Source organism: Clostridium porci, from assembly GCF_009696375.1.
GTDB lineage: Bacteria > Bacillota > Clostridia > Lachnospirales > Lachnospiraceae > Enterocloster > Enterocloster porci.
Map to the genome: position 1 here is coordinate 206,916 of NZ_VUMD01000001.1, position 26,750 is coordinate 233,665.

Here is a 26,750-nt window from a genome sequence, read left to right on the forward strand (position 1 = left end):
AGAAAATACGGGAGATATGTACATAATGAAGGGAAAAAAGTATAAAAAGGCGCTGGCGCTAGCGCTGGGCCTGATGCTGGCAGTGAAAACTCCGGCATCGTTCTCCACACCTTTTAGGATGATGGATTCCTATGCATATACGGGAGCGGCCACAGTCAAGGCCACTTCACTAAATGTCCGCAGCGGGGCCGGAATCAACTACCCGGCAGTGGGCAGACTGGCAGCAGGAGCGGCGATTACCATTGCCGGAGAGCAGACGGGAGCCGACGGAAAATTATGGTATCAGATTCAGTTTGCAGGGAGCGGCGGGACAGTGAAGACTGGCTTTGTATCCTCTGAATATGTGAGGCTACCCGTTTCCTACACACCAGACCCGAACTTTGAGGCGTATCTTTCCTCCCAAGGTTTTCCAGAGAGCTATAAAAACGGCTTAAGACAGCTTCATGCCCAGTATCCGAACTGGGTGTTTAAGGCCAGGAATACCGGTTTGGATTGGAACACGGTAATTGAGAATGAAAGCCTGCTGGGACGGAACCTGGTGGCCGCAGGCAGTGTTTCCTCGTGGAAATCGGTGGAAGCCGGCGCTTATAACTGGGATAACAGCGTCTGGACAGGGCTGGATGGAAGCAACTGGGTAGCGGCTTCTTCTGATATTATCCGGTATTATATGGACCCTAGGAACTTTCTGGACGAGACCTATGTATTTCAGTTCTTGTCTCATGAGTATGACGCAAATACACAGACGATAGAGGGGCTTAACAGCCTGGTAGCCGGAACCTTTTTGTCCGGGACAACCACTTCTACCGGAACGGAGGGCAGTAACTTTTCCGGCAGTTCTGGTGGAACAGCTGGTCCTGGCGGAGGCCCTGGCGTCAGTCCGGCAGGGCCGTCAGGAAACGCAGGCTCTCCCCAAAGCTCTGCCTATGATGACAGCCAGCATGGTCCGGGAGTGTCAGGGCCAGCAGGAAGCGGCAGTCCCGCTTCTCAGGGCAGCAAAGGGGAAATCAGCCTGGAAGGGCCCCAGGCCTCTATCCTTCCCAGAGAGCGCAATCTGGTAGCCTCTGGTGTAAGCCTGGTGGGTCCGGGAGGAGATTTGGCAGGCAGTACGGAGGGGGCAGCCCCAGCTGCCGGCACAGGGGAGGTAAACGGAGGAGCAGGCGGATCTTCTCCTTATATTAATATTATTATGAATGCGGGAGCACAGTCAGGAGTAAGTCCCTATGTTCTGGCAGCCATGATTCTTCAGGAGCAGGGCAGCAATGGCACAAGCCCTCTTATTTCCGGCAGCTATCCGGGCTATGAGGGCTATTATAATTTCTTTAATGTGGAGGCATATCAGTCAGGCTCTATGACGGCTATTCAGATGGGGCTGAGGTATGCTTCCCAGTCAGGCAGCTATGGCCGCCCGTGGAATACGGTTGAAAAGTCGATTCTGGGCGGCGCCCAAAATTACGGGGATAATTATGTGAAGGCGGGGCAGAATACCTTCTACCTGAAGAAATTCAATGTCCAGGGAGAAAATCTGTATAAGCATCAGTACATGAGTAATATACAGGGAGCTGCTTCCGAAGCGGCAAAGCTTGCCCAGGCTTACACCCCGGAGCTTAAGAAGACAGCGCTGGAATTTCAAATTCCGGTATACAGCAATATGCCGGAGCAGGCTTGTGCAGCTCCTACAGGGGACGGAAGCCCTAATAACAAGCTTGCAGGACTGGGAGTGGATGGTTTCAGCCTGACTCCGTCCTTTCATAAGGATACCCAGGAATATAATCTGATTGTAGATACTTCTGTCACCAGCCTTACGGTCAGTGCATCGGCTTTGGACTCGAATGCATCCGTTAGCGGAACAGGAACGATTGCGGTACCAGGAGGCGGTACAGATATTATTATTACCGTAACAGCCCAAAATGGAAGCGCACGTAATTACATGATTCATGTGGCTGTCCAGGCTGGGGGATCTGTATCAGGAAGCGCTGCCTCCCCAGGAGGAGGCAGCTCAGGTCCCGGCAGCTCAGGAGGTCCGGCAGACAGCAGTGGAAATGGCCCTGGCGGAAGCAATGTCACCATTGTAGAGGTTCAGTCTTGATAAGCGTTTATTGAAAACATTACAATCAGAAAGTGAGAATTTAGAATGATGAGACAAATGAAGCGCAGGGCTGCGGTATTTGTGGCGGCCTTTGTGATGACAATTGCAGTATCCGCCGGATTTTTTACTGCCTGGGCGGCCAGCGGAAGAATTGCTTTTTCTGATCCCTCTGCAACTGTGGGAAGTCAGGTAAATGTAAATATGAAGATAACCAGCAGCGAAAGCCTTCAAAGCGTCAACGTAATGCTGTCCTATGATTCGGATGTTCTGGAGTTCGTAAGCGGTACGAATGCAGAGGGAGACGCAGGAGCTATCCATGTCCGCGGGGACGGTGGTACGCCTAATACAAAGACCATGTCTTTTACGCTTACGTTCAACGCGCGTACTGCAGGCAGCAGCAAGATTGCCGTTACCAGCCAGGAGGTTTATGGTTCTAACTCCCAACTGGTAACAGTGGATCAGTTGGGCAGCTCTACCGTTACAGTGGGAGCGCTTCAGACAGCATCTAAGGACGCTACTCTTAAGTCTCTCCAGGTATCGCCGGGGGCCCTGACTCCCCAGTTTTCTCCAGATGTGGATACGTATTCCGTAACGGTGGGAACAGATGTGGAGAAGCTCATTGTTACGGCCCAGTGCACTGACGAGAATGCTACTAACGTAGTATCTGGCTATGAGGATCTGCAGATGGGAGAAAACCGGGTAACCTGTAAGGTTACGGCCCAGGACGGAGAAACCACAAAGGAATACGTGATTGTGGTTACTAAGACAGAGGGCGGAGCCAGTACAGAAGAGTCCGGTCTTTCTACAGGCGTAAAGATGAAGATATCCAAAAGGGAGATTACAGTTCTTGAGCCGGACGAATCCGTAAAGATTCCCGATGGATTTAAGGAAAGTATCATTAATATTGATGATAACAACAAGGTTCGCGGCTGGGTATGGGGCAATGAAACCGAGCATCAGTACTGTATCGTTTATGGCATGAATGAGGCGGGAGAGAAGAACTTCTACCGCTATGATATGAAAGATACGGAGCGGACCATTCAGCGTTACTTTGAAGATCCGGCTGTAGGGAATATGGTATCCAAGGCGGATTACGATGAGCTGGCAAGAACTTATGACAAGCTCTGCGACGATTACAAGATGTTCCAGATCTTTTTGATTGCGGCGATTCTGATTGCGGTAGGTCTTTTGATTCTGGTTCTGATAGTGGTTTTAAAGAAGAACAACGGTTCTGGAGGAAAAGGAAAGGCTGTATTGAAAGGAGGCAAAAGAAAAAGAGGAGCTAATACTCGTTCCCATGATTTCTTGGAAGATGGGGATAAGAACGGCAGCGTAAAAGGGTATCGGGGTAATAACCAGGAAGATGGCCGTGCAGCAGGTTATCAGGATGAATACGGTGACGATGGCTATGAGGCAGGCTATCAGGATGAGTACAGTGACGACGGCTATGAGGCAGGCTATCAGGATGAGTACGGTGACGACGGCTATGAGGCAGGCTATCAGGATGAGTACGGTGACGACGGCTATAAGGCAGGTTATCAGGATGAGTACGAGGGTGACGGCTGCCTTGAAGGGGAGCAAAATGAGCATGAGGCCGCCGGCCGGCAAAACGTGGTTTGTCAAGGAGAGCATGGGGAATATCAGGCGGCGGATTCCCAGAACCATGGTTATAATGCTCAACAGCAACATGCGCATCATAGGGGGAAGGACAAGGCCCAGGCAGCAGACAGACATACAGGCTCCTTCCAGAATGAGATAGAATACCGTGACGCTTCTTCTAAGAAAGGAGGGTCTCGTCAGGCCCAGAAGCAATACGGAGATGATCTACAGGAGCCGGATCTCAAGAAGAATACGGAGGATGATATGGATGATTTTGAAATTTTTGATCTGTAAATAAACAGAAATGGGTCTTAAAACGAAGGGCAGATAGCTTTGGCAGATTATATCCAGGGGGACAAGTGAAGCAATGAAAACTTGTTCTTAGTTTTGGAAGGGCTGCTGTCATTTTTAGACAGTTCTTCACATGTATCCCAAATAATACAGTGACATTTTGGGGAAAATATAGTATACTTCTAAGCGATAGATAACGTTGATGACATTTGAATAAATTATGAGCGAAAGGAAGACCAAATATGTACTGTGTGAAGAAGATCAATAAACAGCTGTTTTGGGTCGGGGGAACGGACCGCAGACTGGCCTTGTTTGAAAATGCATACCCGATCCCCAAAGGTATTTCCTACAATGCATATCTGCTTTTGGATGATAAGACCGTACTCTTTGACACGGTAGATCGCGCCATTACAGAGCAATTTTTTGAGAATATAGAGGCTCTGCTTAGGGGGCGTACTCTGGATTATGTAGTTGTGAATCATATGGAGCCAGATCACTGCGCGACGCTGGGTGAGATTGTTCTCAAATATCCGGATGTAAAAATTATCTGTAATGTTAAGACAGTGCCTATTATCAAGCAGTTTTATAATTTTGACATTGATTCCAGAGCAATTATTGTAAAGGAAAAGGATATCTTCTCATCAGGTTCCCACACCTTCACCTTTTTTATGGCTCCCATGGTGCACTGGCCGGAGGTGATGGTCACTTATGACATGACAGATAAGGTTCTTTTTTCCGCAGACGCCTTTGGAACCTTTGGAGCTATGAACGGTAATCTGTTTGCGGATGAAATTCAGTTTGAGAGGGAATGGCTGGACGACGCCAGAAGGTATTATACTAATATCGTTGGGAAATACGGCCCCTCTGTACAGACTCTTCTAAAGAAAGTTTCTGTCCTTGATATTCAGCTATTGTGTCCTTTGCATGGCCCTGTTTGGCGTGAGAATATCAGCTGGTATGTAGAAAAATATCTGACCTGGAGCAGCTATGAGCCGGAGGAGAAGAGCGTGATGATCGCTTACGGTTCTATCTACGGCAATACGGAAAATGCGGCCAACATTCTGGCAGGTATGCTGGGGGATCGGGGGGTGAAGCACATAGCTATGTATGATGTTTCCTCCACTCATCCATCCATTATTCTTTCGGAGGCATTTCGCTGCAGCCACCTGGTGTTTGCCTCATCTACCTACAATGGAGGTATTTTCAGCAATATGGAGCATGTTCTGATGGAAATGAAAGCCCATGGCCTTCAGAACCGTACTGTGGCCATTATAGAAAACGGCTCTTGGGGAGTGCTGTCTGGAAAGCAGATTCAGGAGTTGCTTGGGTCTATGAAGAATATGACCATCCTGGAAAATATGATTACGATCAAATCCTCCTTAAAGGAAGGACAGCTGGAGGAACTGGAGACCCTGGCAGACCAGATAGTAGCGTCTATGGCCTGAGGCGTTGGAATAGCACGCTCATAATTTCAGGGCTTCAGACAGCAGGCAGCTCACTATTTGCAGGTGAAGCTAGATGCACAAAATGAGGGGCATTAAAAGGGGATGTTGCAAAAATTGTTTTGCAGCATCCCTGTTCTGATTGAAAGAAGCTTAGATGCCAGGCAGACAAGCTGCCAAAGCAGCATAGGCGGAAGAACAATGCGCCTTACAGAATTTCAATCTGATAGGTTTTCAGCCAAAAATTAATCTGAAGGATATAGGCCAGCATCTGAGGGCCGGCCATCAGCTGTCCGTACCAGGGCTTGCCGTAGTCCGAGGGGTTAGTAAGGAAGCGTTCCAGCTTCCTTCTGTCCAGAAACTCCATCACAGGGCAGCTGCTGTCGGAAATCATTTCTTGGACCCGGTCTGCCAGAAGGGCTTCATAAGCAGTATCATAGGTTTTTGGATAAGGGGATTTGCGCCGGAAAAGAATTTCATCCGGTACAAGTCCTTTTCCTGACTGGCGCAGAAGGTTCTTTACAACTCCGTCCCTGGTTTTCATGTTCCATGGAACATTCCAAACATATTCGATGATCCTGTGATCCGCAAAGGGAACTCTGGCTTCCAGACCGGAATACATGCTGGCGCGATCCATGCGGTTTAATAAAGTTTGCATGAACCAGCGCAGATTCAGGTAGGCTATCTCCCTGCGCCGGGCTTCCTCGAAAGTATCCTCTGCCAGCCTTGGCGTTTCAGCCACAGAGCGCTCATAGGCATTTCTTACATAATCGTCCATCTCCAGATAATCCAGAAAGCTGTCCTTTAAAAGCGCCTTCCTTGCCTCCAAATCCATGGTCCAGGGAAAGGTGTGGGCTTTAAAGCATTCTTTTTTGTGAAACCATGGGTATCCTCCAAAGATTTCATCTGCACATTCCCCGGTGAGGGCTACCTTATTATATTCTTTTACCATGGAGCAGAATTGAAGCATGGAGGAGTCGATGTCTCCCATGGCAGGCAGATCATGGGCCAGTACAGAATCGTACAGACCATCAGCCTGGGTTTGATTGTCACATTCCAGATAATGGTGCTCGGAGTCCAGATACTGGACCATTTTCTCTACAAAAGGACGATCGCGGGAGGGCTGAAAAGTGTTGGCTTTGAAAAATTTGTCATTGTTTATGAAGTCAAAGGAGAAGGTAGTGAGGCGTTTGCCCTGCTTTTTCAGCTCCAGAGCGCAGATGGAGGAAACCAGACTGGAGTCTACGCCGCCGGAGAGAAAGGTGCAGATGGGAACGTCGGAAACCATCTGTCTGGTAACGGCATCTTTTATAAGGAAGGCTGTCTTTTCAACTGTTTTTTCATAGCTGTCCTCGTGGGGGAGGCTTTCCAGCTTCCAGTAGCGTTTCAGGCAGAGGCCCTTCTGGGAGAAGAGGAGAAAATGTCCCGGCAAAAGCTCCTTTATGCCCTTGAGTACACCGCAGCCACAAGTTCTGGCAGGCCCGATAGAGAAGATCTCGTTGAGCCCTTGTTTGTCTAATTGGGGCTTAACACCGGGGTAAGCCAGAATACCTTTAAGCTCAGAGGCAAAGATGATTTCATCCCCCCGCAGAGTGTAAAAAAGAGGTTTTACGCCAGCCCGATCCCGGAAAAGGCAGAGACGTTTTTCAGCAGTATCTATGATAGCAAAGGCAAAAATACCGTTAAGGCGTTTTACGAAGTCAGGGCCGAACTCCATGTAGCCTGTGAGAATTACCTCTGTATCACTGGAGCTTTGAAAGGAATGTCCCAGACCTATAAGCTCCTGTCGAAGTTCCTCCGTATTGTAAAGCTCTCCGTTGTAGACGATGGAGAAGGTCTGTCCTGCCCTGGATCTTACCATGGGCTGCCGTCCTCCTGTCAGGTCGATGATGGATAAGCGGGCGTGGGACAGCCCTCCCTGTTCTCCCAGCCATATCCCTGAGTCGTCGGGGCCCCGGTGATTCAAAACATGGGCCATTGATCTCAGGATTTCTTCATAATGATGGCTGGTTGTAAGGTAATGCTCAAGTGGATTATAGAAACCGGCAATTCCACACATATAGAAGATTCCTCCTTGCTGTGAGCACGTAAGGAGCCTATGGTGGTTCCCCAGGTGCAATAAATAATTGTTTTCTCTCTATCAGAAATTAAAGAAGAAAGCAGGCTGCAATAAAGGTACAGACCAAGCCCAGGCATACTGGAATAAGGTTTGTTTGTGCCAATTTTAGAGGGCTTACGGGGAGGCTGAATATTAGTTCAAAGGCTCATTGCGGGCCAGCCAAAGGGCCCAGGCACATAAGAATCAGAGCTGTTCCCCATACCATACTGGTTCATCCCCACCTTTTAGATGAAAGGGCAGCATCGGCAGCATACCTCCAAAGAATGCCATAGGCGTGAGGATTGCCATAGCTGCCTTATAATCGTTATCAGGGCCTTTGGCTGCTTCGCCTTGAATGGACAGCCGGATGCCCCGGATGTTCATTTCTCCTTTGTTTAACACATATGCAGATAGGACTGTAACAATTCCCATAATCAAAAAAAGGTATCCCCTGGCATAGGAGCTCCAAGGCGCGAATGCTTGCCGCGGCTGCGGATATGGTCGGAGCCTTCTGGATTACAACCTCCCAGCTTAAGGCGTAGCCGTGACCGAGAAGGTTCATAGTCATAGCTTCTGTCAGGGGATTATGACCATTACTAATAGAAGCAGAGGAAATGCTATGGGCTTTCTGCTGCCATTGCTGGTTATCTGGCTGAGGTGTTTGTATCAATGGACGGTGTGGTGATCCATTCTTCCAATATTCGTATTTCAAATGGCTTTCAGGCCTGAAATTTCTATGAAAAGGTGAAAAACAAAACAGGAAATTCAGTTTCAAAGGATAAGAATCAGGCCGGTTCCCCAGATTTTTGGAAACCGAATAAAATTTTGCATAAATATAATTGGATAAATGAGAAATAGTTTAAGAAAAATGCATATAAAAAAATGGAATATGGAAAGGTATGGATAATGAAACGAAAATTGACAACTGAATATAATAGTGATATATATATATCAACAACCTTAAAATTGTTATATTTAAGGACATTCTCTACCTTGATGAATGCCCTCTAAAAGGAGTCTTGTATATGAAAGCAAAGAAAATCATGTTACCTACAATAGCTGACGCGAAGAAGTTTGTTGAGGAGGCTTCCAGGTGTGGCTTTGATATTGATGTTTTTTATAATCGCGTAACAATTGATGCAAAGTCTATTCTGGGTGTTTTGAGTCTGGATTTGACCCGTGTTCTTACGGTTCAGTTCCAAGGCAGCGACGAACGGTTTGAGAAGTTTCTGGATTCCATATCACCGGATACTGCTGGTAAGGCCGCATAAGGTATGAATCCATGAACTGCATCAGCAAAAGGGCAAAGATCTGGTGAGGAGAGTTGCGAACATTTGTTTGCAATCCTCCTTTTTTTGTGCTATGATATGGTTTAGAGGTATTCCGCAGGCCGGGAAGAAGCAGGTACAAATAGCTATCAGTGGTCAGGAGGGGCGGGGGATTGGATACACAGGCACAAATTCGCATATCTGTTCGGAACCTGGTTGAATTTGTTCTGAGAAGAGGAGACCTGGACAACCGCAGAACAGCAGGAGCCAGGAGGGAGGCTATGCAGGCCGGAAGCCGTCTGCACCGGAAGATACAGAAGCGTATGGGAAGCAGCTATCGAGCCGAGGTGAATCTAAAGCACCAGGTTGAGGTGGATGGCTTTCAGATTCTGGTGGAGGGAAGAACTGACGGTATTATTATGGAAGCTTCCGGCGTTACTATTGATGAAATAAAGTGCATTTATATGGATTTGGAACGGCTGGAGGAGGCGGAGCCTGTGCATATGGCCCAGGCTCTGTGCTATGGCTATTTCTATTGCTGCGATCATGGGTTAAGCTCGATTGATATCCAGCTTACCTACTGTAATATAGAGACGGAGCAGATTCGCAGATTTAAGGAAAGCCGCAGTTTTGAAGCCCTGAAGCATTGGTTTAGCGGTCTGATACACGAATATGTGAAATGGGCCAGATATCTCTATCATCATAGTTTGCGCCGCCAGGAATGTTTAAAGGAGCTGCCCTTTCCCTACCCATACAGAGAGGGCCAGAGAGAGCTGGCTGTAAGTGTGTACCGTTCCATTGTGAGAGGAAGGAATCTGTTTATACAGGCGCCTACGGGGGTGGGGAAAACACTGTCCACCATATATCCAAGTCTGAAGGCCATGGGAGAGGGATATGGAGAGAAGCTGTTTTATTTAACAGCAAAAACGATAACCAGAAGTGTGGCTGAGGAAGCCTTTGAGATTTTAAGGGAGAAAGGAAACCTGTATTTTAATACAGTGACCATTACAGCAAAGGAAAAGCTCTGTGTTATGGAGAAGCCTGACTGTAATCCGGACTATTGCCCTAGGGCAAAAGGACATTATGACAGGGTCAATGATGCTGTGTATGAGATTTTGCATGAGGTGGATGGCATTACCAGAGGAAGGATACTTGAGTATGGGGAGAAGCATAAGATCTGTCCCTTTGAATTTTGCCTGGATATTAGTAATTGGGTGGATGGGATCATTTGCGACTACAACTATGTTTTTGATCCGAATGTACGGCTGAAGCGATACTTTGCGGAGAATGAGCCAGGACGGGCCTATCTCTTTCTGGTAGATGAGGCCCACAACCTGGTGCTTAGGGCCAGGGAGATGTACAGCGCCAGCCTGATTAAGGAAGATGTGCTTTTGGTGAAGCGAATCCTAAAATCCCATCCCGGCACGGGGAAAGCAGTGGAACTTCTTGAGAAGTGCAACAAGCAGTTCCTGGAGTTGAAGCGTTCTTACGAAGCGGAACGAGGGATTCACAGGAAGGCGCTGGGCTGCAGCTATGAGCTTTTGCCGGATGTAAATCTGCTGGCTTTAAGTCTTATGTCCATGTTTGGTGTGCTGGAAACCTTCATGAATGAACATCCAGAGTTTACAGACAGGGAGTTGGTGCTGGATTTTTATTTCCGGGTAAGGGATTTTCTCTATGTTTATGACCGGCTGGATGATCATTATAGAATCTATGATAGGCTCTGTTCTGACGGAAACTTTATGGTAAAGCTTCTGTGTGTCAATCCTGCGGTGAATCTGAAGGAATGCCTGGATAAGGGGGCCAGTACTTTGTTCTTTTCCGCTACTCTGCTGCCTATCCGGTATTATAAGGAGCTTTTGAGCGGAAATCAGGATGAGTATGCGGTATATGCCGAATCGCCTTTTCCGCAGGAAAACCGTTTGGTACTGGCTGCGGAAGATGTGAGCAGCCGATACAGCAGACGGGGGCCTCATGAGTATGAGAAGTTTGTGGACTATATTTGCAGGATTGTGGAGGGGAGAAAGGGGAATTATATGGTGTTTTGTCCCTCCTATCTATATCTGAACGAGATTGAGGAGCGTCTTGCCAGAAGAAAGGCGGAAGGGAGTATGGGCTTTACTTGGATGGCGCAGAGAGTCAGGATGTCAGAGGAGGAACGGGAGGAATTTCTGAGGAGCTTTGAAGAGGAGCGGGACTTATCGATGGCAGCCCTCTGTGTGATGGGGGGGATCTTTTCCGAAGGGATTGACTTGAAGGAAGAACGACTGATCGGCGTCATCATAATAGGAACGGGACTGCCCCAGGTAAATACGGAGCAGGAAATCCTAAAGGAATATTTTGACGAACATCAGGGCCGTGGTTTTGACTATGCCTACCAGTACCCTGGAATGAATAAAGTAATGCAGGCGGCAGGCCGGGTGATACGGACAGCCGGGGATAAGGGAATTATTGCTTTGCTGGACGAGCGGTTTTTGGGAGAGGAGGCCGTAGCTCTTTTTCCGAGAGAGTGGGGAACCTACACCGTTGTAAACCGATTCAATGTGGAGCAGGCGGTGAGAGAGTTTTGGGGGCGTCAGGAGCAGTCAGACCATGGCGCCCATGCCTGATTTTCAGCAAGAGGCAGGGATACGCTGCTCCTGAAATGAGCAGGACAGGCCATTTGCGGTGGCTGTGGCCTGCAGAAGATCCATGAACTGCCGTGCGGCCTGGGATACAGGCAGGTTTTCATTGTAAACTGCCACCATCTGCCTGGCGGGCAGCTGTTCTTTTAGATTCAGGACAAACAGTTCCTTGTCCTCTTTCGGGATGCAGAAGTCTGGAACAAAGGCGATTCCCAGTCCGATACGTGCCAGATCGATAAGCAGATCATTACTGGAAAGCTCAATCTCAGGAACCAGATCCAGCTGGTTTTTCTGGAATAGCTGATGAAGAAATTCACTGGTAGTGCTTTTCCGGTCCAGCATCATAATAGGGTAATCCAGCAGGGATTCCAGAGTAACAGATTGTCCTTCCAGCGGAAATGCCGCTCTGCTGGCAGCAAACACGTCATGAAATTCATTAATAACCTGAGTTTTTAAATGATTGGTCAGGGCAGAGTTGGGATAATTGGTAATAATAAAATCAGCCTGTCCATTTTCCAGAAACCGAACACATTCAATGGAGGTCTGATTGGTAACTTTGATATGAATATTAGGGTACTTTTTATGAAATTGATTCAGGTAGGGCACCAGGTAGTAACGGCAGATGGTGTCACTGGCTCCGATTCGCAGCTGTCCCCCGTTTAAGGTATGGGCCTCCAGAAGCTGGTTTTCCCCTTTTTTAATAAGATTCATTGCCGGTTCAATATGCTTTAACAGAATTTCTCCTTCGGGGGTCAGCTGAACCTTTTTTGTGCTTCGGATAAAAAGTGGCTGATTCAGCTTTCGCTCCAGGACCTTAATGGATTGGCTAACAGCCGATTGGGAAATGAAAAGCTGCTTGGAAGCTTCGGAGAAGCTGAGTGTAGCTGCTACGTGGTAAAATACTTTGTACAATTCATAATTAATATCCATTATTAAGTCCTCCTTATAAGCTAACCATATTTTATCACGAATTACATGCAGTTGTAAAGAGACTTACTTCCATATTTTATGCTGCATATAAAAGCTGAACTACAAAAATCATTCATTCGGTTGCCGTGTCTTCCTATGGCAAACTAATTGAAAGATAGTTTGATATGCAGTATAATCTAGAAAGAAGCCTCAAGTGGAAGCGGAAAGCTGTGAAGCAGACGGTCGCGGGGATAGTGAGGGAATCCTTTCAGACGTGTGGCTTGCAGCTTGCCGGTGTTCAAACGCGGGATGAGGTCATATGGCTGTGCCAGGGAATGGGCGTCTAGGAAAGTGAAGGGATTTAGAAGGATATGACAGAGAATTTTTATGAAATGTATCTCAGAGAGATGGGAGTTATTGCTCCTTTAGAGGAAGAGGAACGAAACACGCTTCTTAGGGAGATGACCCACGGAAATACAGAGGCAAGAGGGCGGCTTGTGGAGGGCAGTCTGGGACAGGTGCTGGAGCTGGTAAGAGAGTATGAAGGCAGAGAGCTTTCTATGCCGGATATTGTGCAGGAGGCAAATACAGCCCTTATGCTGGCTGCTGTGGAGTATGACGGGAGTGAAGACTGGGAGGCGCTTTTATGCCGAAGGGTGAAGGAAGGAGTAGAGTTTGCCCTGAAAGAGCAAAGGAGAGAGCTTGCCATTGAGGAGAATATGACAGCCAGGGTCAATGTCCTTCAGACGGTATCTCAGACTCTGGCCAGAGAGTTAGGCCGTGAGGCAACTCTGGAGGAGCTGGCCGCAAAGATGAAGATGGACCAGGAGGAGATAAAGGATATTATGAAGCTGACTTTGGATGCCTTTACTGTCAGCGGGGAGGGACAGGTTCTCTCAGCCGGTAAGGCAGGCTCCTCTAACCCTGTAAAAGACGGTTGGAGTCTGGATGACGGGCAGTAGGAGGGTGGCAGTGAAGCTTTATATAATACGGCACGGCCAGACGGATTGGAATGTGGCCGGAAGGATTCAGGGAAGGCAGGATATTCCGCTGAATGCCCAGGGAAGGCTGCAGGCCAGAGCATTAGCTGAAGGGATGTCTGAACGGCCTGTGACTGCTGTGTACTCCAGTCCTCAGATAAGGGCTCTGGAAACGGCTAAGGCGATTGCGGAGCCTCTTAAGCTGACGGTTGAGCTTCTTCCACAGCTTATGGAAATCAGCTACGGCACTTGGGAGGGGAGGACTGTTCAGGATATCCTTGCTACCGATGGTGAACGTTATGATGCATGGCGCAGGCATCCTGCCGGTGTGGCTCCCCCCGGCGGGGAGACTTTAGCCCAGATAGATGAGAGGTGCGGCCTGGCCTGGGAATATATCCGCAGCAGGATAAGGGGGGACATAGCTATGGTTTCCCACGGCTCAACTCTGGCTCATTTTATGGCTTATCTCCTTAAGGGGCAGCCTGACAGCAGGGATATGATTGTGGGGAACGCCAGTATTACTACTATAGAATATTTTCCGGAGGAGAGAATATGCAGACTGGTGGAGCTTAATGACAGAAGGCACCTGGAAAGGGGGCAGGCCGCTCCTAAAAGCCCCATCGAAAGAAAAAGGAGCGGTCCTTCAGACCGTGCGTACCTATAGATACAACTGAAAAGGCCCAACAAGGGCCTTTTCCCTTAACAAATACTGACACATGACAGATGAGCTCTGCTTATATCTAAAGAATATTCTTAGTGATAGATGTTCTTATGCTCATAGACTGGCTCAGAGGTAAGCTCTACGCCTAATTTCTTAAATACCTTAATATCCACATCCGAAAGCATGACTGAGGTATGCACCTGGCAGCCTCTTAATCGAGGCAGCTGAGACAGGGCCTTTCTGGCAGTTTCACCAGTGGCTGCGCTCATGGACAGGGCGATAAGCACCTCATCTGTGTGAAGGCGGGGATTTCTGCTGCCCAGATAGTTGATCTTTAAGGTTTGTATAGGCTCAATGGCAGATGGGGCAATCAGATGTGTATCGTGATCGATATTCCCCAGCGCTTTGATGGCATTTAGCAGCAAAGCGGCAGAGGCTCCCAAAAGACTGCTGGTTTTGCCTGTGACAATCGTACCGTTTTCCAGCTCCATAGCCGCGGCAGGAGAGCCCAGCCGTTCGGCCCGTTCCAGACAGGGAGCGATGACAGACCGCATGCTGGTGGTAATTTTAGCCTGATTCATCAAAAGGTTAATCTTATATACCTCGTCAGAATTCCCTTCCTCCTTAGCCAGCCTGTTTAATGCATGATAGTAGCGGCGGATAATCTCCTGATTGGAGGCTTCTTTGCAGGCCTGATCATCAATGATGCAGAAGCCTGCCATATTTACCCCCATATCAGTGGGAGATTTGTAAGGGCTTGTGCCGTAGATACCCTCAAAGATAGCGTTTAATACAGGGAAAATATCCACGTCACGGTTGTAATTTACAGTAGTCTCGCCGTAAGCCTCCAGATGAAATGGATCAATCATGTTTACATCATTTAAATCGGCAGTAGCAGCCTCATAAGCCAGATTTACCGGGTGCTTTAAGGGCAGATTCCAGATGGGAAAGGTCTCGAATTTGGCATAGCCGGCTTTGATGCCGCGCTTGTTTTCATGGTAGAGCTGGGACAGGCAGGTCGCCATCTTGCCGCTTCCGGGGCCGGGAGCTGTAATGATAACCAGGGGTCTCGTGGTTTCTATATAATCGTTCTTTCCGTAGCCGTTGTCGCTGACAATCAGAGGAATATTGCTGGGATAGCCGTCAATCAGATAGTGGCGGTAAACTTTAATGCCCCGGTGCTCCAGCTTGGCTTTAAACTGGTCTGCGCCGTTCTGGCCGTTGTACTGAGTGATGACAACGCTGCCTACATAAAGCCCCTTGTCTCTGAATTCCTGAATCAGGCGCAGCACATCCTCATCATAGGTGATACCCAAATCATGGCGGATTTTATTTTTCTCAATGTCTGCTGCATTAATGGCAATTAGAATCTCCGCCTGATCAGCCATCTGAAGAAGCATTCTCAGCTTACTGTCCGGAGCAAAGCCCGGAAGAACTCTGGAAGCATGATAATCGTCAAAGAGCTTTCCTCCGAACTCCAGATACAGCTTGTCTCCAAATTCTCCAATTCGTTTTCTGATGTGCTCTGACTGCATGGTCAGATATTTTTCGTTGTCAAACCCGATTTTCATATCTGTATAATCTCCCCCTGTTTTCTAATCATGAAATAATCACATATTTATCTAGTATAGCATAATTTACAGACTTGTGCTAGAAGTAGTTTTGCCGTTCCAGTATAAATTAGTACATACTGGGAGCAGGATGAACTATGTAAGAGGCCGTTTAATGGCAGCAGTCTTATAGAAATGAATGTGGAAAAGCAATATTATAAGATAAATAAATAAATAAGATTAAATTTATTAATTTTACTTATCTGTTGTTTTTGTGATATGATAAGCAAAGATAAAAGGGCGGTGCTCCCATTTGTATTGTGCAGCCAGAGAATTGCCACATAACCAGGAGGTTTGGAAATGAGCGTAAGACGAATATTTGTGGAAAAGAAACCAGAGTATGCAGTGAAGGCAGGAGAGCTTCGGGAGGAGCTTCTTAATTATCTGGGAATGGAACAGGTAGAGAGTGTGCGGGTACTGATCCGCTATGACATCGAACATTTGTCAGAGACAACGTATCGGAAAGCTCTGGGAACCATATTTTCCGAGCCTCCTGTAGATGAGATATATGAGGAAGAGTTTCCAAGGAAGCCGGGCGATCTGGTATTTTCTGTGGAGTATCTGCCGGGGCAGTTTGACCAGAGAGCTGATTCCGCAGAGCAGTGTGTAAAGCTTTTAAAGGAGGACGAGGAGCCGGTTATTAAATCCGCCACTACCTACGTAATCACGGCAGATTTGACGGCCTCTCAGAAGGAGGCAATCAAGAGCTTCTGTATTAATCCGGTGGACAGCCGGGAGGCAGAGGAGAAGAAGCCGGATACTCTGGCAACAGAATTCCAGATTCCTGAGGATATCGAACTCTTGGAGGGCTTTATCAGGGCCAGCCAGACAGAGCTAAAGGCCCTTTATGACACATTGAATCTGGCAATGACCGTTAAGGATTTTCTGCATATTCAGAATTATTATAGGACAGAGGAACAAAGAGACCCGTCTGTAACTGAGATTCGGGTTCTGGACACTTACTGGTCTGATCACTGCCGCCACACCACTTTTTCTACAGAGCTGAAACAAGTAAGCTTTATGGAAGGCGATTACAGAATTCCCATAGAAGCGGCGTACCGTCAGTACCTGGCTGACCGTGAGGTTATTTACAAAGGCCGGGATGATAAGTATATCTGTTTGATGGATCTGGCTCTTATAGCAATGAAGAAGCTGCGCAGCGAGGGAAAGCTGGAGGATATGGAAATCTCCGATGAAATCAACGCCTGCAGTATCATTGTGCCTGTAGATATCGATGGAGAAACGGAGGAGTGGCTGGTTAATTTTAAAAATGAGACTCACAACCATCCAACTGAGATAGAGCCATTTGGAGGGGCAGCCACCTGCCTGGGCGGAGCCATCCGTGATCCCTTATCAGGCAGAACCTACGTGTACCAGGCCATGCGGGTAACGGGAGCGGCTGATCCCACTAAACCTCTTAGGGAGACATTGAAAGGCAAGCTGCCTCAGAGAAAGATTGTTAACAGCGCGGCACAGGGATATTCCTCCTACGGGAACCAGATAGGATTGGCTACAGGCTACGTAAAGGAGATATACCATCCGGGCTATGTTGCCAAGCGAATGGAGATCGGGGCGGTTATGGGAGCGGCTCCCAGAAAGGATGTGGTTCGGAAAACCTCAGATCCGGGGGACAGGATCATCCTTTTGGGAGGCCGCACCGGCCGTGACGGCATCGGTGGAGCTACCGGCTCTTCTAAGGTGCATACGACTGCGTCCATACAGGTCTGCGGCGCTGAGGTGCAGAAAGGAAATGCTCCTACAGAACGTAAAATACAGAGAATGTTCCGCCGCCCTGAGGTAAGCCGTCTGATCAAGAAGTGCAATGACTTTGGAGCAGGCGGCGTGTCTGTGGCAATCGGAGAGCTGGCTGCCGGGTTGCAGATTGATCTGGATAAGGTTCCGAAGAAATATGCGGGACTGGATGGGACGGAGATTGCCATTTCCGAATCCCAGGAGCGTATGGCAGTGGTAGTTAATCCTGAGGATGCAGAGCAATTCTTACGCTTTGCGGCAGAGGAGAATCTGGAAGCGGTGATCGTGGCTGTGGTAACAGAGGAGCCCCGGCTGGTGATGCGCTGGAGAGGGAAGACCATTGTGGATATTAGCCGCGCTTTCCTGGATACCAACGGCGCCCATCAGGAGGCGGAGGTGGTGCTGGAGATTCCGGACAAAAAGGGAAGCCTTTTTGAGAAAAAGGAGGCAGGCGACGTGAAAGCTGCATGGCTGGATGTGCTGAGGGGGTTGAATGTGTGTTCCCAGAAGGGGCTGGTAGAACGCTTCGATGGCTCCATCGGTGCGGGCTCCGTATTGATGCCTTACGGTGGAAGATATCAACTGACAGAGACGCAGGCTATGGTTGCAAAGCTTCCGGTATTGACGGGACATACGGACACAGTTACTATGATGAGCTATGGCTTTGATCCATACCTTTCCGGCTGGAGCCCATTTCACGGAGCCGTCTATGCTGTGATTTCCTCGGTAGCAAAGATTGTGGCAGCAGGAGGCGATTACAGTAAGATCCGTTTCACTTTTCAGGAATATTTCCGCAGGATGAGCGCTGAGCCGTCTAGCTGGAGCCAGCCATTTGCGGCCCTTCTTGGAGCCTACCATGCCCAGATGGGCTTAGGGCTTCCTTCCATAGGGGGAAAGGACAGCATGTCTGGAACATTTGACCATGAGAAGGGAGCCATCCATGTTCCTCCTACGCTGGTGTCCTTTGCTGTGGATGTAAACAGCAGCAAACATATTATTACGCCTGAGCTTAAGAAGCCGGGCAGCAAGCTGGCGCTCTTTGAGATTGTCCGTGACCAGTACGACCTGCCGGATTACAGTCAGGTAATGGAAGGGTACGGAGCCGTTTTTCAGGATATTAAAAATGGAAGGATTATTTCCGCCTATGCGGTGGAGGGAAACGGCATCGCCGAGGCAGTGACCAAGATGGCCTTTGGCAATAAGCTGGGAGTGAAGCTTGAGAATAATCTGGAGCCCAAGGATTTCTTTGCAGCAGGTTGGGGCAACCTTGTATGTGAGGTTTTGGAGGGCAAGGTGGAGAGCCTGTCCGTATCCTGCCGCGTAATCGGGGAGGTGACAGACAAGGGTATATTTGAATATGGAAATACGGTTATCACCATGGAGGAGGCGTTGACTGCATGGACCGGCACACTGGAGAATGTGTTTCCTACTGTTACAGGCAGAGGGCTTTCGGGTGAAGCAGCGAAGGTGGAAGAAAGGCTGTACAAAACGGATGAGGTGTATATATGCAGCCATAAAATTGGTCAGCCTACGGTATTTATCCCTGTATTTCCTGGCACCAACTGTGAGTACGACAGCGCCAGGGCATTTGAGCGGGCAGGAGCCAGAGCTGTGACCAGAGTGTTTAAGAATCTGAGCGCTGAGGATATCCGCCAGTCCGTGGAAGTGTATAAGAAGGAGATTGCCAGGGCACAGATTGTCATGTTCCCAGGAGGCTTCTCCGCAGGCGATGAGCCGGAGGGCTCTGCCAAGTTTTTTGCTACCGTATTCCGCAATGCCGTAATGAAGGAGGAGATTGAGAAGCTTTTGAATCAGCGTGACGGACTGATGCTGGGTATTTGTAACGGGTTCCAGGCCCTTATTAAGCTGGGGCTGGTGCCTGAAGGGGAAATTGTGGAGCAGAAGGCGGATTCACCGACGTTGGCAATGAATACCATTGGACGCCATATTTCCAAGATGGTTTACACGAAGGTAGTGACTAATAAATCTCCATGGCTGGCAGGGGCGGAGCTTGGTGGCGTATACTGCAACCCTGCGTCTCATGGTGAGGGAAGATTTGTAGCTGATGATACATGGCTTCGCAGGCTCTTTGACAACGGCCAGGTAGCCACCCAGTATGTAGACGGCCAGGGCAATATAACCATGGATGAGGAGTGGAATCCCAACGGCTCCTACATGGCAGTTGAGGGCATTACCAGCCCCGATGGACGTATCCTTGGAAAAATGGCTCATTCCGAGCGCAGGGGACAGTCTGTGGCCGTTAATATTTATGGAGAGCAGGATATGAAACTGTTTGAGTCAGGTGTGAAATATTTTGGGTTATGACAAAGGCGTTTTTCTTCACTTTCGACCAAGTAGAGCCGATAGAAAAAACGCTGATATATAATATAAGGAGCTGAGCCGAACCATTCCCCGGCCCAATAAAAAATCCTTGTCGGGCTTGTTTATAAAATTTTTGTAACGCATTAAAAATATTGGCATGAAGATAATAATATCATATAATAAAAGCACGAAAAACCATACGATTTTTAGTGCAAAAAGGAGTGCTTTATATGTTAGCTGTAGCAAGCCCGAACCATTAAAGCACAGTAAAGTGTGTAGCAGACGCATTACAGACGAACACAGATTAGTTTATAATATGGATAGTAACCAAAATCTGATTATATACTCATGTAAATATCACTACGAAAAGCAGCGCCACAAAAAGGTGCTGCTCTTTTGCGAATTTTTAAGAGTTCGTATTTTGACGATTATACGAACTTTTTTATGTTGATTTTCTGTGGTTTTGTATTATATCATAGGAGCGGAAATGCCACAATAAACCCATTTCACTGTAGGTCCACTCATGTCCGGCTCTCCTTTACGTTGTCAATTCTTTAATTTTAGAATACCTCCATTAATCCAAATAAGAGATGACCTACAGCGGTTCTTAAAGCCTGGTTTATACTAAACCAAATGGATAAAGATATTAATATACTACCAACTAATATGGATATTGCTATTATTATAGCCGAAAATTTATCTTTCATATTAAATTTATCCTTCATTTTAATTAATATAAACTGATAGTACCAGTACTATCTATAGATCTTCGATAATAAGAGGTGCCGTCAACTTCTGAATTAAAGCTGAAACCAGAACCTAGTAATTCGGCGGAAACTTCTGCTGACATAGAAGAACTAACAGAAGCCACGAGAGTTCCTGAATAAGCAAACATTAGTTCAGTTGTAGGAAAAGTATTATTTTGGCTCCAAACACTAATAGTTTTGTCTTCTATTTCTGTAGGTGCAACATTAGTAGTAATTCCAAGATAGGAACCTGTTAAGGCATTAATTTGCCGGAAAGATCCTTCCTTGTACAATTCAACATGAACACTGAGTTCTACAGTTGTTGCTCCATAACTTTTTGCTCGTTTAAAAATATAAGGGACGACAGAACGAGTAGCAACAGCAGGGCTTTGTACTGTCATAATCTCAAGAGTTTCATTTGCAGCTTTATCTTTAATGACAACTTGTTCTTGCGTTCCCTTTTTAGAATATTCTAAGGTAACTTTTGCAGGATCATAATCATTGGTTGTAAATTTGAAATCATTAAATTGTACTTCTAATGTATTTTGAGTATTAGGTATGGAAGCAAGACTGGGGATTGTCATAGAAAGAGTAGTCAATAATACCAAAAATAAAGAGACAATTTTTTTTATTAACATAAAAGCAACTCCTTTCTTATAAATTTAAAAATAAACTTAATAAAAAATAATTCTATGATTTGCTTTGTTCAACGGATTCACCTCCTTTAAATACAATATATCATATAGAGGGGGGGAATACAATGTGTACATAAAAAACTAAAAAAAATTAATAAAATAGTAAGTTTACACTAAAAAATGGACCTGTTGACAAACTAAAGAAAAATGACCTTCTGTATGGTATAATTATCATATCAATTGCGGGAGGTCATTTTTATGATGGGAAAGCAGACTGGGCAAATTCAGATGATAATTCTTGAAGGGATATACATGAGTTACAAGCAGATGAATTTGTTCAGAGGACAGGAATCCGTCCGGGAGAGCTTACCTGTATTTCGGGAGGGTTCCCCTGCCAGCCGCATTCGGCTGCTGGATTGCGTAAGGCGTCTAGGATGAACGTGAGCTGTGGCCGGAGTATCGGCGCGTCATTGGCGAAATTAAGCCAAGATGGGTTGTGGCTGAGAATGTACTGATATAGAAAATGTACATAGCATAATAGGCAGACGATTTCCAATTACAGCAAGGATTCTTAACTTTTTGTTTGGACATAGAGGCGCACTTCATGCTCCAGTGTTTTTGCTGGTTCTCTGGTGCCTTTTATATAGATTTAGATTTAGCTGGTTATTTTGTTCTGGCTATGCCGGACATTTAATACAAGATCTATTTACAGCTGGGGGGATTCCAGTGTTTTTCCCATTTTCCAGTAAAAAAGTAAGTTTATCGCCATTTAGGACAGGAGGGATTTTTGATTATGTCATAACCTTTCTTCTGATTTCACTTATGTATCAGACGGCAGGATAACGTAAGACTCGCACATTGAAAATTTCATAACGTAATGCCAAATACAAATGATAAACTATTTTTTAATATTTTAATCAAAAATCGGTGAACATATGCTATAATCAAAAGGAGGGGGAGAATTAAAGAAGATTTGGGATTGTTTCAGATAAAGCGATATGATATACTGGAAAAGGAACAATCGTGTCACTGCAAGGGCGTTGGCCTCCCATATACAAAAGATGGGAGGTGGTGCAGATGGAATTTAGCTTTCAGGACTTAATGACCTTTGGGCTTTTCATTCTGTCATTGCTTACCTTTATATTTCATAATCGTAAGTAACATTTTTCTATAAAAATCCCAGAAATGGGTATAGAAAAACCACCCTTGTAAACTTGGCCGTTGATAGGGTGGATTTTCTATCATCAAAATAGGCCAACCCCTTGTATGGGGCGGTTGTTCCTTTTATGTTTATATTATAGCAATAAGAAAGAGATAATTCAAGTCCCCATTATGTTGACTGTAGCAATTTAAAATGAAGGAAGCGAAATGTATGGTTGGAAGAGCATATAAGATAATGGGTACGTATATTGGTATTATGATTGTAGGACACCAAATGTATGAAATAGATCCTGATAAGGAGCCGCTTAAACCATTTCTTTTCTAAAAATGAATGGAAATGGCTGGATGGGAATGAAGATGGGGTTTCAGAAAAGTACCACTTTGGCCCAGAGGGCTATATGCTAACGGATTCAATGGCCCCTGATGGAAGTCAAGTAAATAAAGAAGGTGAGTGGGTAATTAATAGTGTTGTACAAACACAAAGTATTGGGACACAATTACCAAAGATGGGTATTCAAAGCAGCAAAGGGGATTTGTATTATTCAGGACTGAGACATGCTTTGGATTCTGTACCATTGTATCCCATGGAAACAACAGGTTCCGATGAAGTAGGCAGATTATTAGATGCTATATTTGCTCAGATTATAACGGAAGATATGGATACACATGATAAGCTAAAAGCGTGTTATGATTATATAATTCAAAATACAGAATATGGTTCTTTAGTGCGTTTGGGTGATCCATACCTTAGTGCATATGGTACATTTATATTTAAAGAGGGTGTTTGTGATACATATTCGGCTGCTTATGCTGTCGTGGCCCGAAAGAGTGGTGTGCCAATGTATATTGTAGGAGGGGAAACACATAAAGCAGGAGGAGGGGAATATGAAAAGCTGTAATATTTGTTTATGTCATGATGAACCATATGTTAGAGGTGAATTAAAAAAATATATTTTACAATACTCATTTTCTTATAATTTTGATATTAATATAATTGAAACGGATTCCTCTGATAAGTTGATGACGCTTCCATTCTTATATGACATTTTGTTTTTGGATATTTGGTTCGGTAATAATAATTCAGGGATAGACTTGGCTGAAAAATTGCGTGCGAAAGGAAATAATTCTATTATTGTTATGATAACCTCACGGAATTATCTGCCCATTGATGTATACCGCGCAGAACCATTTCGATTTGTTGTAAAACCATTTTCAGAAAAAGAAATTTCCGATGTATTAACCTCCTGTTTAAAAAAATTAAATCATTCTGTCTCTTATATAAAAATAAAAAGTGCTTCATCAGCTAACATCATAAGGGCAGATAACATTTTATGCATACACTCTGAGCTGAGAAAAAGGCAGATCGTTTGTATTGGTCATGCAACAATAAAAACTTGGCAAACTCTGAATGAATTGATTCAAGCTTTGCCTGCCGGCAAATTTGCATTTACCCATAAAAGCTATATAGCCAATCTCGATATGGTTGTCTCTATCAGAGATGATATAATCACTCTTGCAGATGATTTTGAGATTCCTTTAAGCAGCCACTTTAAAGGATCTTTTATGAAGGCGTTGTTTCTGAATACATGCAGGTAAATGCTATGAGTCAAACAGCAGTGTTGCTAAATAAATTCTTAAATTACAAAGCGTCTGGCAGGAAATAAAAGCTCTATCAGTAATAGTTCCCATATTTAAAACGGGCTGTTGCATTTGCAACAATCCTGGGGGTTTATCACAGCTGTAAGTAATAATACCATGAGGCCTACCAATCCCTTTTAAAAAGAAGGTGTGGAACAGTTGAGCCTATTATTAATAAATTATAAATTGAGATAGTGCCAAGGAGTAGGCTCCATATGAGAACAGCTCCTAATGCATTGACAATTAAAAGCCCTGCTGCGTATTTTTTTGACAGATGCGTTATATTGATTAAACATAAAATAACTCCCATAACAACAGGTGATAATATGTTTAGTATGACATATGGAGTCATATTATAATGTCTTTTAGCATATTCTAAACATAGTTTGTCGTAATATGGAAAAGAAATTGCTATGAAGGTATACAAAACAGAGCAGACTATTTGAATTTTACATTTCATTTGCCAGTCACCTCAAAAGCTTAGATTGTTAACGATTTCACACTTCCAGGAGCCGCTTCCTCTCGTAAGTGTAATTATATAATTGGCTCCGACTGTAGCAATTTGCGATTCAGCAGCTACAGGTACCCAGGAAGATGGCGGTGTAATATTAAAACTTCTATTTCATATATAATTTTACAGTTATAAAATTCTTTTGCTCCTAGCATATAGGTGCATTGGACTCACCTCCGATCATTTAATGTGTAATTCGCGTTTCATTTTCAGAATAAATGTTCATAAAAAATTCCTGAATTTGAAAGTGTCCCGGTTCCGGTCAGTGGAGTATCACGTGCCAATTTTCTTGCGCTTCGATTTTATCTTAATTGGCACCAGCAGCATCTTCAACGGAATAGTAAATAGATCTAATACTAACAAAAACATTAGATTCGTGTCCTTTAAAAGCATACCCATTGAATGCAGAGTTTATATTGAAATGCTTCAAACGTGAGATTCCCTAAATTAACTAAATAACTATATCATATTTTCACAAATAATGATTACATATTGCTTCAAATGCTTAGTTTATTGTTTGAAAAGATTATTAGACAATAAATGTCAATCATAAATCTCAAAAGGTTAGACTCCATTTATTGAAAAGGCACAAAGCTCAGAATATAGAATAAAAAGAGCATGAAGTAATATCAGGAAAAGCATAAGAATAATTGGTCCTCCACAGAACAGATCTTAGTTTAAAGGAAGGGTGTCCTCCGTACAAAAACAAATGTTTCCCTGGTGAAAAGTTTTCCTCCTAAAACTATTGACATCCTTGGGAAAATAATGTATTATTTGCACTTGTAATACCATAAAGCGTGGAAATGCCTATTCAGTAAAATTTGAAAGCAGTATATATGCAATAGATGCAGAAACAAGGGAGACGGAACATGAAGAAAGTGGTGAAGTTCGGCGGAAGCTCATTGGCCAGTGCGAAACAGTTTAAGAAGGTGGCAGATATTATTAAGTCAGACAAGTCTAGACGGTATATGGTTCCTTCTGCTCCTGGAAAGCGCAATGACAAAGACGAGAAGGTTACAGATATGCTCTACGCCTGCTATGATGCGGCGTCAGAGGGCAGATCTTATAAAAAGATTCTGGAGAATATTAAGAGCCGGTATACAGAAATTATTGACGGCCTGAATCTGAATCTGAACTTAGACCACGAATTTCAGAGAATCGAGGAGAATTTCCTTGCTAAGGCCGGCAGAGATTATGCGGCTTCCAGAGGTGAGTATCTAAACGGTATTGTAGCTGCAAACTACCTGGGCTTTGAGTTTATTGATGCGGCAGAAGTGATTTTCTTTGACGAACACGGCAATTTTGACGCTGAAGCCACCAACTGTGAATTGGAGGAGCGTTTAAAGAATGTGGAAAGGGTGGTTATACCCGGATTTTACGGTTCCAAGCAGGATGGTTCCATAAAGACATTTTCCAGAGGTGGATCTGATATTACCGGTTCTATCGTGGCGAGGGCTATCCATGCGGACATGTATGAGAACTGGACTGACGTGTCAGGCTTTTTGGTGACGGATCCAAGGATTATTCATGACCCGGAGGTAATTGAGACCATTACATACAAGGAACTTCGGGAGCTTTCCTATATGGGAGCAAGCGTTCTTCATGAGGATGCCATCTTTCCGGTTCGTAGGGAAGGAATTCCTATTAATATCAGAAACACCAACCGCCCGGAGGATAAGGGAACTCTGATTGTAGAGAGTACCTGCCGCAAGCCGCGTCACACGATTACAGGTATTGCGGGTAAAAAGGGATTTTGCTCGATTAATATTGAGAAGGCCATGATGAATGCCGAGGTGGGATTTGGGAGAAAGGTGCTGTCCGTTTTTGAGCAGAGCGGCATTTCCTTTGAGCATATGCCTTCTGGCATTGATACCATGACAATTTATGTGCATCAGTCTGAATTTGAGGAGCATGAGCAGTCGGTCATTGCCGGCATTCACCGGGCCGTAGAGCCTGATACGGTGGAGCTGGAATCCGATCTGGCTTTAGTTGCGGTTGTTGGAAGAGGCATGCGTTCTAATCGGGGCACAGCCGGAAGGATTTTTTCGGCGCTGGCCCATGCAAGAGTGAATATCAAGATGATCGACCAGGGCTCCAGTGAATGGAATATCATCATCGGGGTGAAGAATGATGACTTTGAAACTGCAATCAAAGCGATTTATGATATTTTTGTTACTGCAGAGCTGTAAATACAGTGTTAGAAAGCGCCGGGGTAAAGCCTCCGGCGCTTTTTGCGTGAGGCATTAGCCGGCCGATGCTTCGGAGATCCTCAGATAAGGGATGGAGAGCGTAGGAAAGGTACAACTATGAGGAAGAATGAGGTGTATTGAAATGTGATTTCGGCAAGGATTTGGTTCTCTAATGGCTGAAATTATGATATAATGGTTAGAATACAAGCGGGGAAGGTTTATTTCAAA

General features: G+C 45.5%; 20 protein-coding genes. 14 read left to right on the forward strand and 6 right to left on the reverse strand.

Going from position 1 to position 26,750, the window contains the following annotated elements:
* Positions 1-25: 25 nt before the first annotated feature.
* From FYJ39_RS00945 to FYJ39_RS00955, 3 genes are all read left to right on the forward strand, one after another.
* Complete coding sequence (locus FYJ39_RS00945) at positions 26-2,086, forward strand: SH3 domain-containing protein (protein WP_154470594.1); 2,061 nt, start codon at positions 26-28, stop codon at positions 2,084-2,086.
* Between the two features lie 45 nt (positions 2,087-2,131).
* A complete protein-coding gene (locus FYJ39_RS00950; RefSeq protein ID WP_154470595.1) occupies positions 2,132-3,979 on the forward strand; it encodes a cadherin-like beta sandwich domain-containing protein in 1,848 nt (615 codons plus the stop codon).
* Between the two features lie 239 nt (positions 3,980-4,218).
* Positions 4,219-5,421 carry an FprA family A-type flavoprotein gene (locus tag FYJ39_RS00955; RefSeq protein WP_154470596.1) on the forward strand — a complete coding sequence of 401 codons (1,203 nt, stop codon included), beginning with the start codon at positions 4,219-4,221 and terminating at the stop codon, positions 5,419-5,421.
* Between the two features lie 205 nt (positions 5,422-5,626).
* Here FYJ39_RS00955 and asnB read toward each other — a convergent pair whose 3' ends face one another.
* Together asnB and FYJ39_RS00965 are read right to left on the reverse strand one after the other, a co-directional pair.
* Positions 5,627-7,477: an asparagine synthase (glutamine-hydrolyzing) gene (asnB, locus tag FYJ39_RS00960; protein ID WP_154470597.1), complete on the reverse strand. Its 1,851-nt coding sequence runs from the start codon at positions 7,475-7,477 to the stop codon at positions 5,627-5,629.
* Positions 7,478-7,720: 243 nt separating this feature from the next.
* Positions 7,721-7,954: a hypothetical protein gene (locus FYJ39_RS00965; RefSeq protein WP_154470598.1), complete on the reverse strand. Its 234-nt coding sequence runs from the start codon at positions 7,952-7,954 to the stop codon at positions 7,721-7,723.
* 587 nt (positions 7,955-8,541) lie between these two features.
* On the opposite strand from FYJ39_RS00965, the gene FYJ39_RS00970 reads away from it, so the two are divergent.
* Positions 8,542-8,787, forward strand: a complete 246-nt coding sequence (locus tag FYJ39_RS00970; RefSeq protein WP_154470599.1) for an HPr family phosphocarrier protein — start codon at positions 8,542-8,544, stop codon at positions 8,785-8,787.
* 170 nt (positions 8,788-8,957) lie between these two features.
* Complete coding sequence (locus tag FYJ39_RS00975) at positions 8,958-11,393, forward strand: ATP-dependent DNA helicase (RefSeq protein WP_154470600.1); 2,436 nt, start codon at positions 8,958-8,960, stop codon at positions 11,391-11,393.
* A gap of 3 nt (positions 11,394-11,396) precedes the next feature.
* On the opposite strand, the gene FYJ39_RS00980 is transcribed toward FYJ39_RS00975, so the two are convergent.
* Positions 11,397-12,338: a LysR family transcriptional regulator gene (locus tag FYJ39_RS00980; protein ID WP_154470601.1), complete on the reverse strand. Its 942-nt coding sequence runs from the start codon at positions 12,336-12,338 to the stop codon at positions 11,397-11,399.
* 350 nt (positions 12,339-12,688) lie between these two features.
* Here FYJ39_RS00980 and FYJ39_RS00985 point away from each other — a divergent pair, with 350 nt between their 5' ends.
* Positions 12,689-13,279, forward strand: a complete 591-nt coding sequence (locus tag FYJ39_RS00985) for a sigma-70 domain-containing protein (RefSeq protein ID WP_154470602.1) — start codon at positions 12,689-12,691, stop codon at positions 13,277-13,279.
* 10 nt (positions 13,280-13,289) lie between these two features.
* Positions 13,290-13,961, forward strand: coding sequence for a histidine phosphatase family protein (locus tag FYJ39_RS00990; protein ID WP_287847459.1), 672 nt, complete (start codon positions 13,290-13,292; stop codon positions 13,959-13,961).
* An 89-nt stretch (positions 13,962-14,050) separates the two neighbouring features.
* Here FYJ39_RS00990 and FYJ39_RS00995 read toward each other — a convergent pair whose 3' ends face one another.
* The gene (locus tag FYJ39_RS00995; protein WP_154470604.1) at positions 14,051-15,529 is read right to left on the reverse strand and encodes a DUF1846 domain-containing protein; all 1,479 of its coding nucleotides are present in this window, start codon (positions 15,527-15,529) and stop codon (positions 14,051-14,053) included.
* A gap of 339 nt (positions 15,530-15,868) precedes the next feature.
* Between FYJ39_RS00995 and FYJ39_RS01000 the strand changes: the two genes are divergently transcribed.
* A complete protein-coding gene (locus FYJ39_RS01000; protein WP_154470605.1) occupies positions 15,869-19,645 on the forward strand; it encodes a phosphoribosylformylglycinamidine synthase in 3,777 nt (1,258 codons plus the stop codon).
* Positions 19,646-19,799: 154 nt separating this feature from the next.
* On the forward strand, positions 19,800-20,093 hold the full coding sequence (locus FYJ39_RS21145; protein WP_154470606.1) for a type II toxin-antitoxin system YoeB family toxin: 294 nt from the start codon (positions 19,800-19,802) through the stop codon (positions 20,091-20,093).
* A gap of 279 nt (positions 20,094-20,372) precedes the next feature.
* Here the strand turns inward: FYJ39_RS21145 and FYJ39_RS01010 are convergent, their stop codons facing one another.
* Positions 20,373-21,026: a hypothetical protein gene (locus FYJ39_RS01010; RefSeq protein ID WP_154470607.1), complete on the reverse strand. Its 654-nt coding sequence runs from the start codon at positions 21,024-21,026 to the stop codon at positions 20,373-20,375.
* A gap of 255 nt (positions 21,027-21,281) precedes the next feature.
* Between FYJ39_RS01010 and FYJ39_RS01015 the strand changes: the two genes are divergently transcribed.
* The 4 genes from FYJ39_RS01015 (at position 21,282) to FYJ39_RS01030 (ending at position 23,780) form a co-directional block, all read left to right on the forward strand.
* On the forward strand, positions 21,282-21,461 hold the full coding sequence (locus tag FYJ39_RS01015) for a hypothetical protein (protein WP_154470608.1): 180 nt from the start codon (positions 21,282-21,284) through the stop codon (positions 21,459-21,461).
* Between the two features lie 78 nt (positions 21,462-21,539).
* Entirely contained in the window at positions 21,540-21,866 is a 327-nt protein-coding gene (locus FYJ39_RS21440; protein WP_353847287.1) for a metal-dependent hydrolase, read from the forward strand.
* A 716-nt stretch (positions 21,867-22,582) separates the two neighbouring features.
* Positions 22,583-23,083 (forward strand): transglutaminase-like domain-containing protein, encoded by a 501-nt coding sequence (locus FYJ39_RS01025; RefSeq protein WP_154470609.1) that lies wholly within the window; start codon positions 22,583-22,585, stop codon positions 23,081-23,083.
* The gene (locus tag FYJ39_RS01030; RefSeq protein WP_154470610.1) at positions 23,070-23,780 is read left to right on the forward strand and encodes a LytR/AlgR family response regulator transcription factor; all 711 of its coding nucleotides are present in this window, start codon (positions 23,070-23,072) and stop codon (positions 23,778-23,780) included. Before FYJ39_RS01025 ends, FYJ39_RS01030 begins: the two co-directional genes overlap by 14 nt.
* Before the next feature lie 166 nt (positions 23,781-23,946).
* Here FYJ39_RS01030 and FYJ39_RS01035 read toward each other — a convergent pair whose 3' ends face one another.
* On the reverse strand, positions 23,947-24,282 hold the full coding sequence (locus FYJ39_RS01035; protein ID WP_154470611.1) for a hypothetical protein: 336 nt from the start codon (positions 24,280-24,282) through the stop codon (positions 23,947-23,949).
* Between the two features lie 920 nt (positions 24,283-25,202).
* Here FYJ39_RS01035 and FYJ39_RS01040 point away from each other — a divergent pair.
* On the forward strand, positions 25,203-26,522 hold the full coding sequence (locus FYJ39_RS01040) for an aspartate kinase (protein WP_154470612.1): 1,320 nt from the start codon (positions 25,203-25,205) through the stop codon (positions 26,520-26,522).
* Positions 26,523-26,750: the final 228 nt, after the last annotated feature.

Coding starts and splice junctions, on each gene's coding strand:
- FYJ39_RS00985 (WP_154470602.1), top strand. CDS start 12,689: ATGACAGAGAATTTTTATGAAATGTATCTCAGAGAGATGGGAGTTATT.
- FYJ39_RS21145 (WP_154470606.1), top strand. CDS start 19,800: ATGAAGATAATAATATCATATAATAAAAGCACGAAAAACCATACGATT.
- FYJ39_RS00995 (WP_154470604.1), bottom strand. CDS start 15,529: ATGAAAATCGGGTTTGACAACGAAAAATATCTGACCATGCAGTCAGAG.
- FYJ39_RS00955 (WP_154470596.1), top strand. CDS start 4,219: ATGTACTGTGTGAAGAAGATCAATAAACAGCTGTTTTGGGTCGGGGGA.
- FYJ39_RS01030 (WP_154470610.1), top strand. CDS start 23,070: ATGAAAAGCTGTAATATTTGTTTATGTCATGATGAACCATATGTTAGA.
- FYJ39_RS00950 (WP_154470595.1), top strand. CDS start 2,132: ATGATGAGACAAATGAAGCGCAGGGCTGCGGTATTTGTGGCGGCCTTT.
- FYJ39_RS00980 (WP_154470601.1), bottom strand. CDS start 12,338: ATGGATATTAATTATGAATTGTACAAAGTATTTTACCACGTAGCAGCT.
- FYJ39_RS01035 (WP_154470611.1), bottom strand. CDS start 24,282: ATGAAATGTAAAATTCAAATAGTCTGCTCTGTTTTGTATACCTTCATA.
- FYJ39_RS01015 (WP_154470608.1), top strand. CDS start 21,282: ATGATGGGAAAGCAGACTGGGCAAATTCAGATGATAATTCTTGAAGGG.
- FYJ39_RS01025 (WP_154470609.1), top strand. CDS start 22,583: ATGCTAACGGATTCAATGGCCCCTGATGGAAGTCAAGTAAATAAAGAA.
- asnB (WP_154470597.1), bottom strand. CDS start 7,477: ATGTGTGGAATTGCCGGTTTCTATAATCCACTTGAGCATTACCTTACA.
- FYJ39_RS01040 (WP_154470612.1), top strand. CDS start 25,203: ATGAAGAAAGTGGTGAAGTTCGGCGGAAGCTCATTGGCCAGTGCGAAA.
- FYJ39_RS01010 (WP_154470607.1), bottom strand. CDS start 21,026: ATGTTAATAAAAAAAATTGTCTCTTTATTTTTGGTATTATTGACTACT.
- FYJ39_RS00945 (WP_154470594.1), top strand. CDS start 26: ATGAAGGGAAAAAAGTATAAAAAGGCGCTGGCGCTAGCGCTGGGCCTG.
- FYJ39_RS00970 (WP_154470599.1), top strand. CDS start 8,542: ATGAAAGCAAAGAAAATCATGTTACCTACAATAGCTGACGCGAAGAAG.
- FYJ39_RS01000 (WP_154470605.1), top strand. CDS start 15,869: ATGAGCGTAAGACGAATATTTGTGGAAAAGAAACCAGAGTATGCAGTG.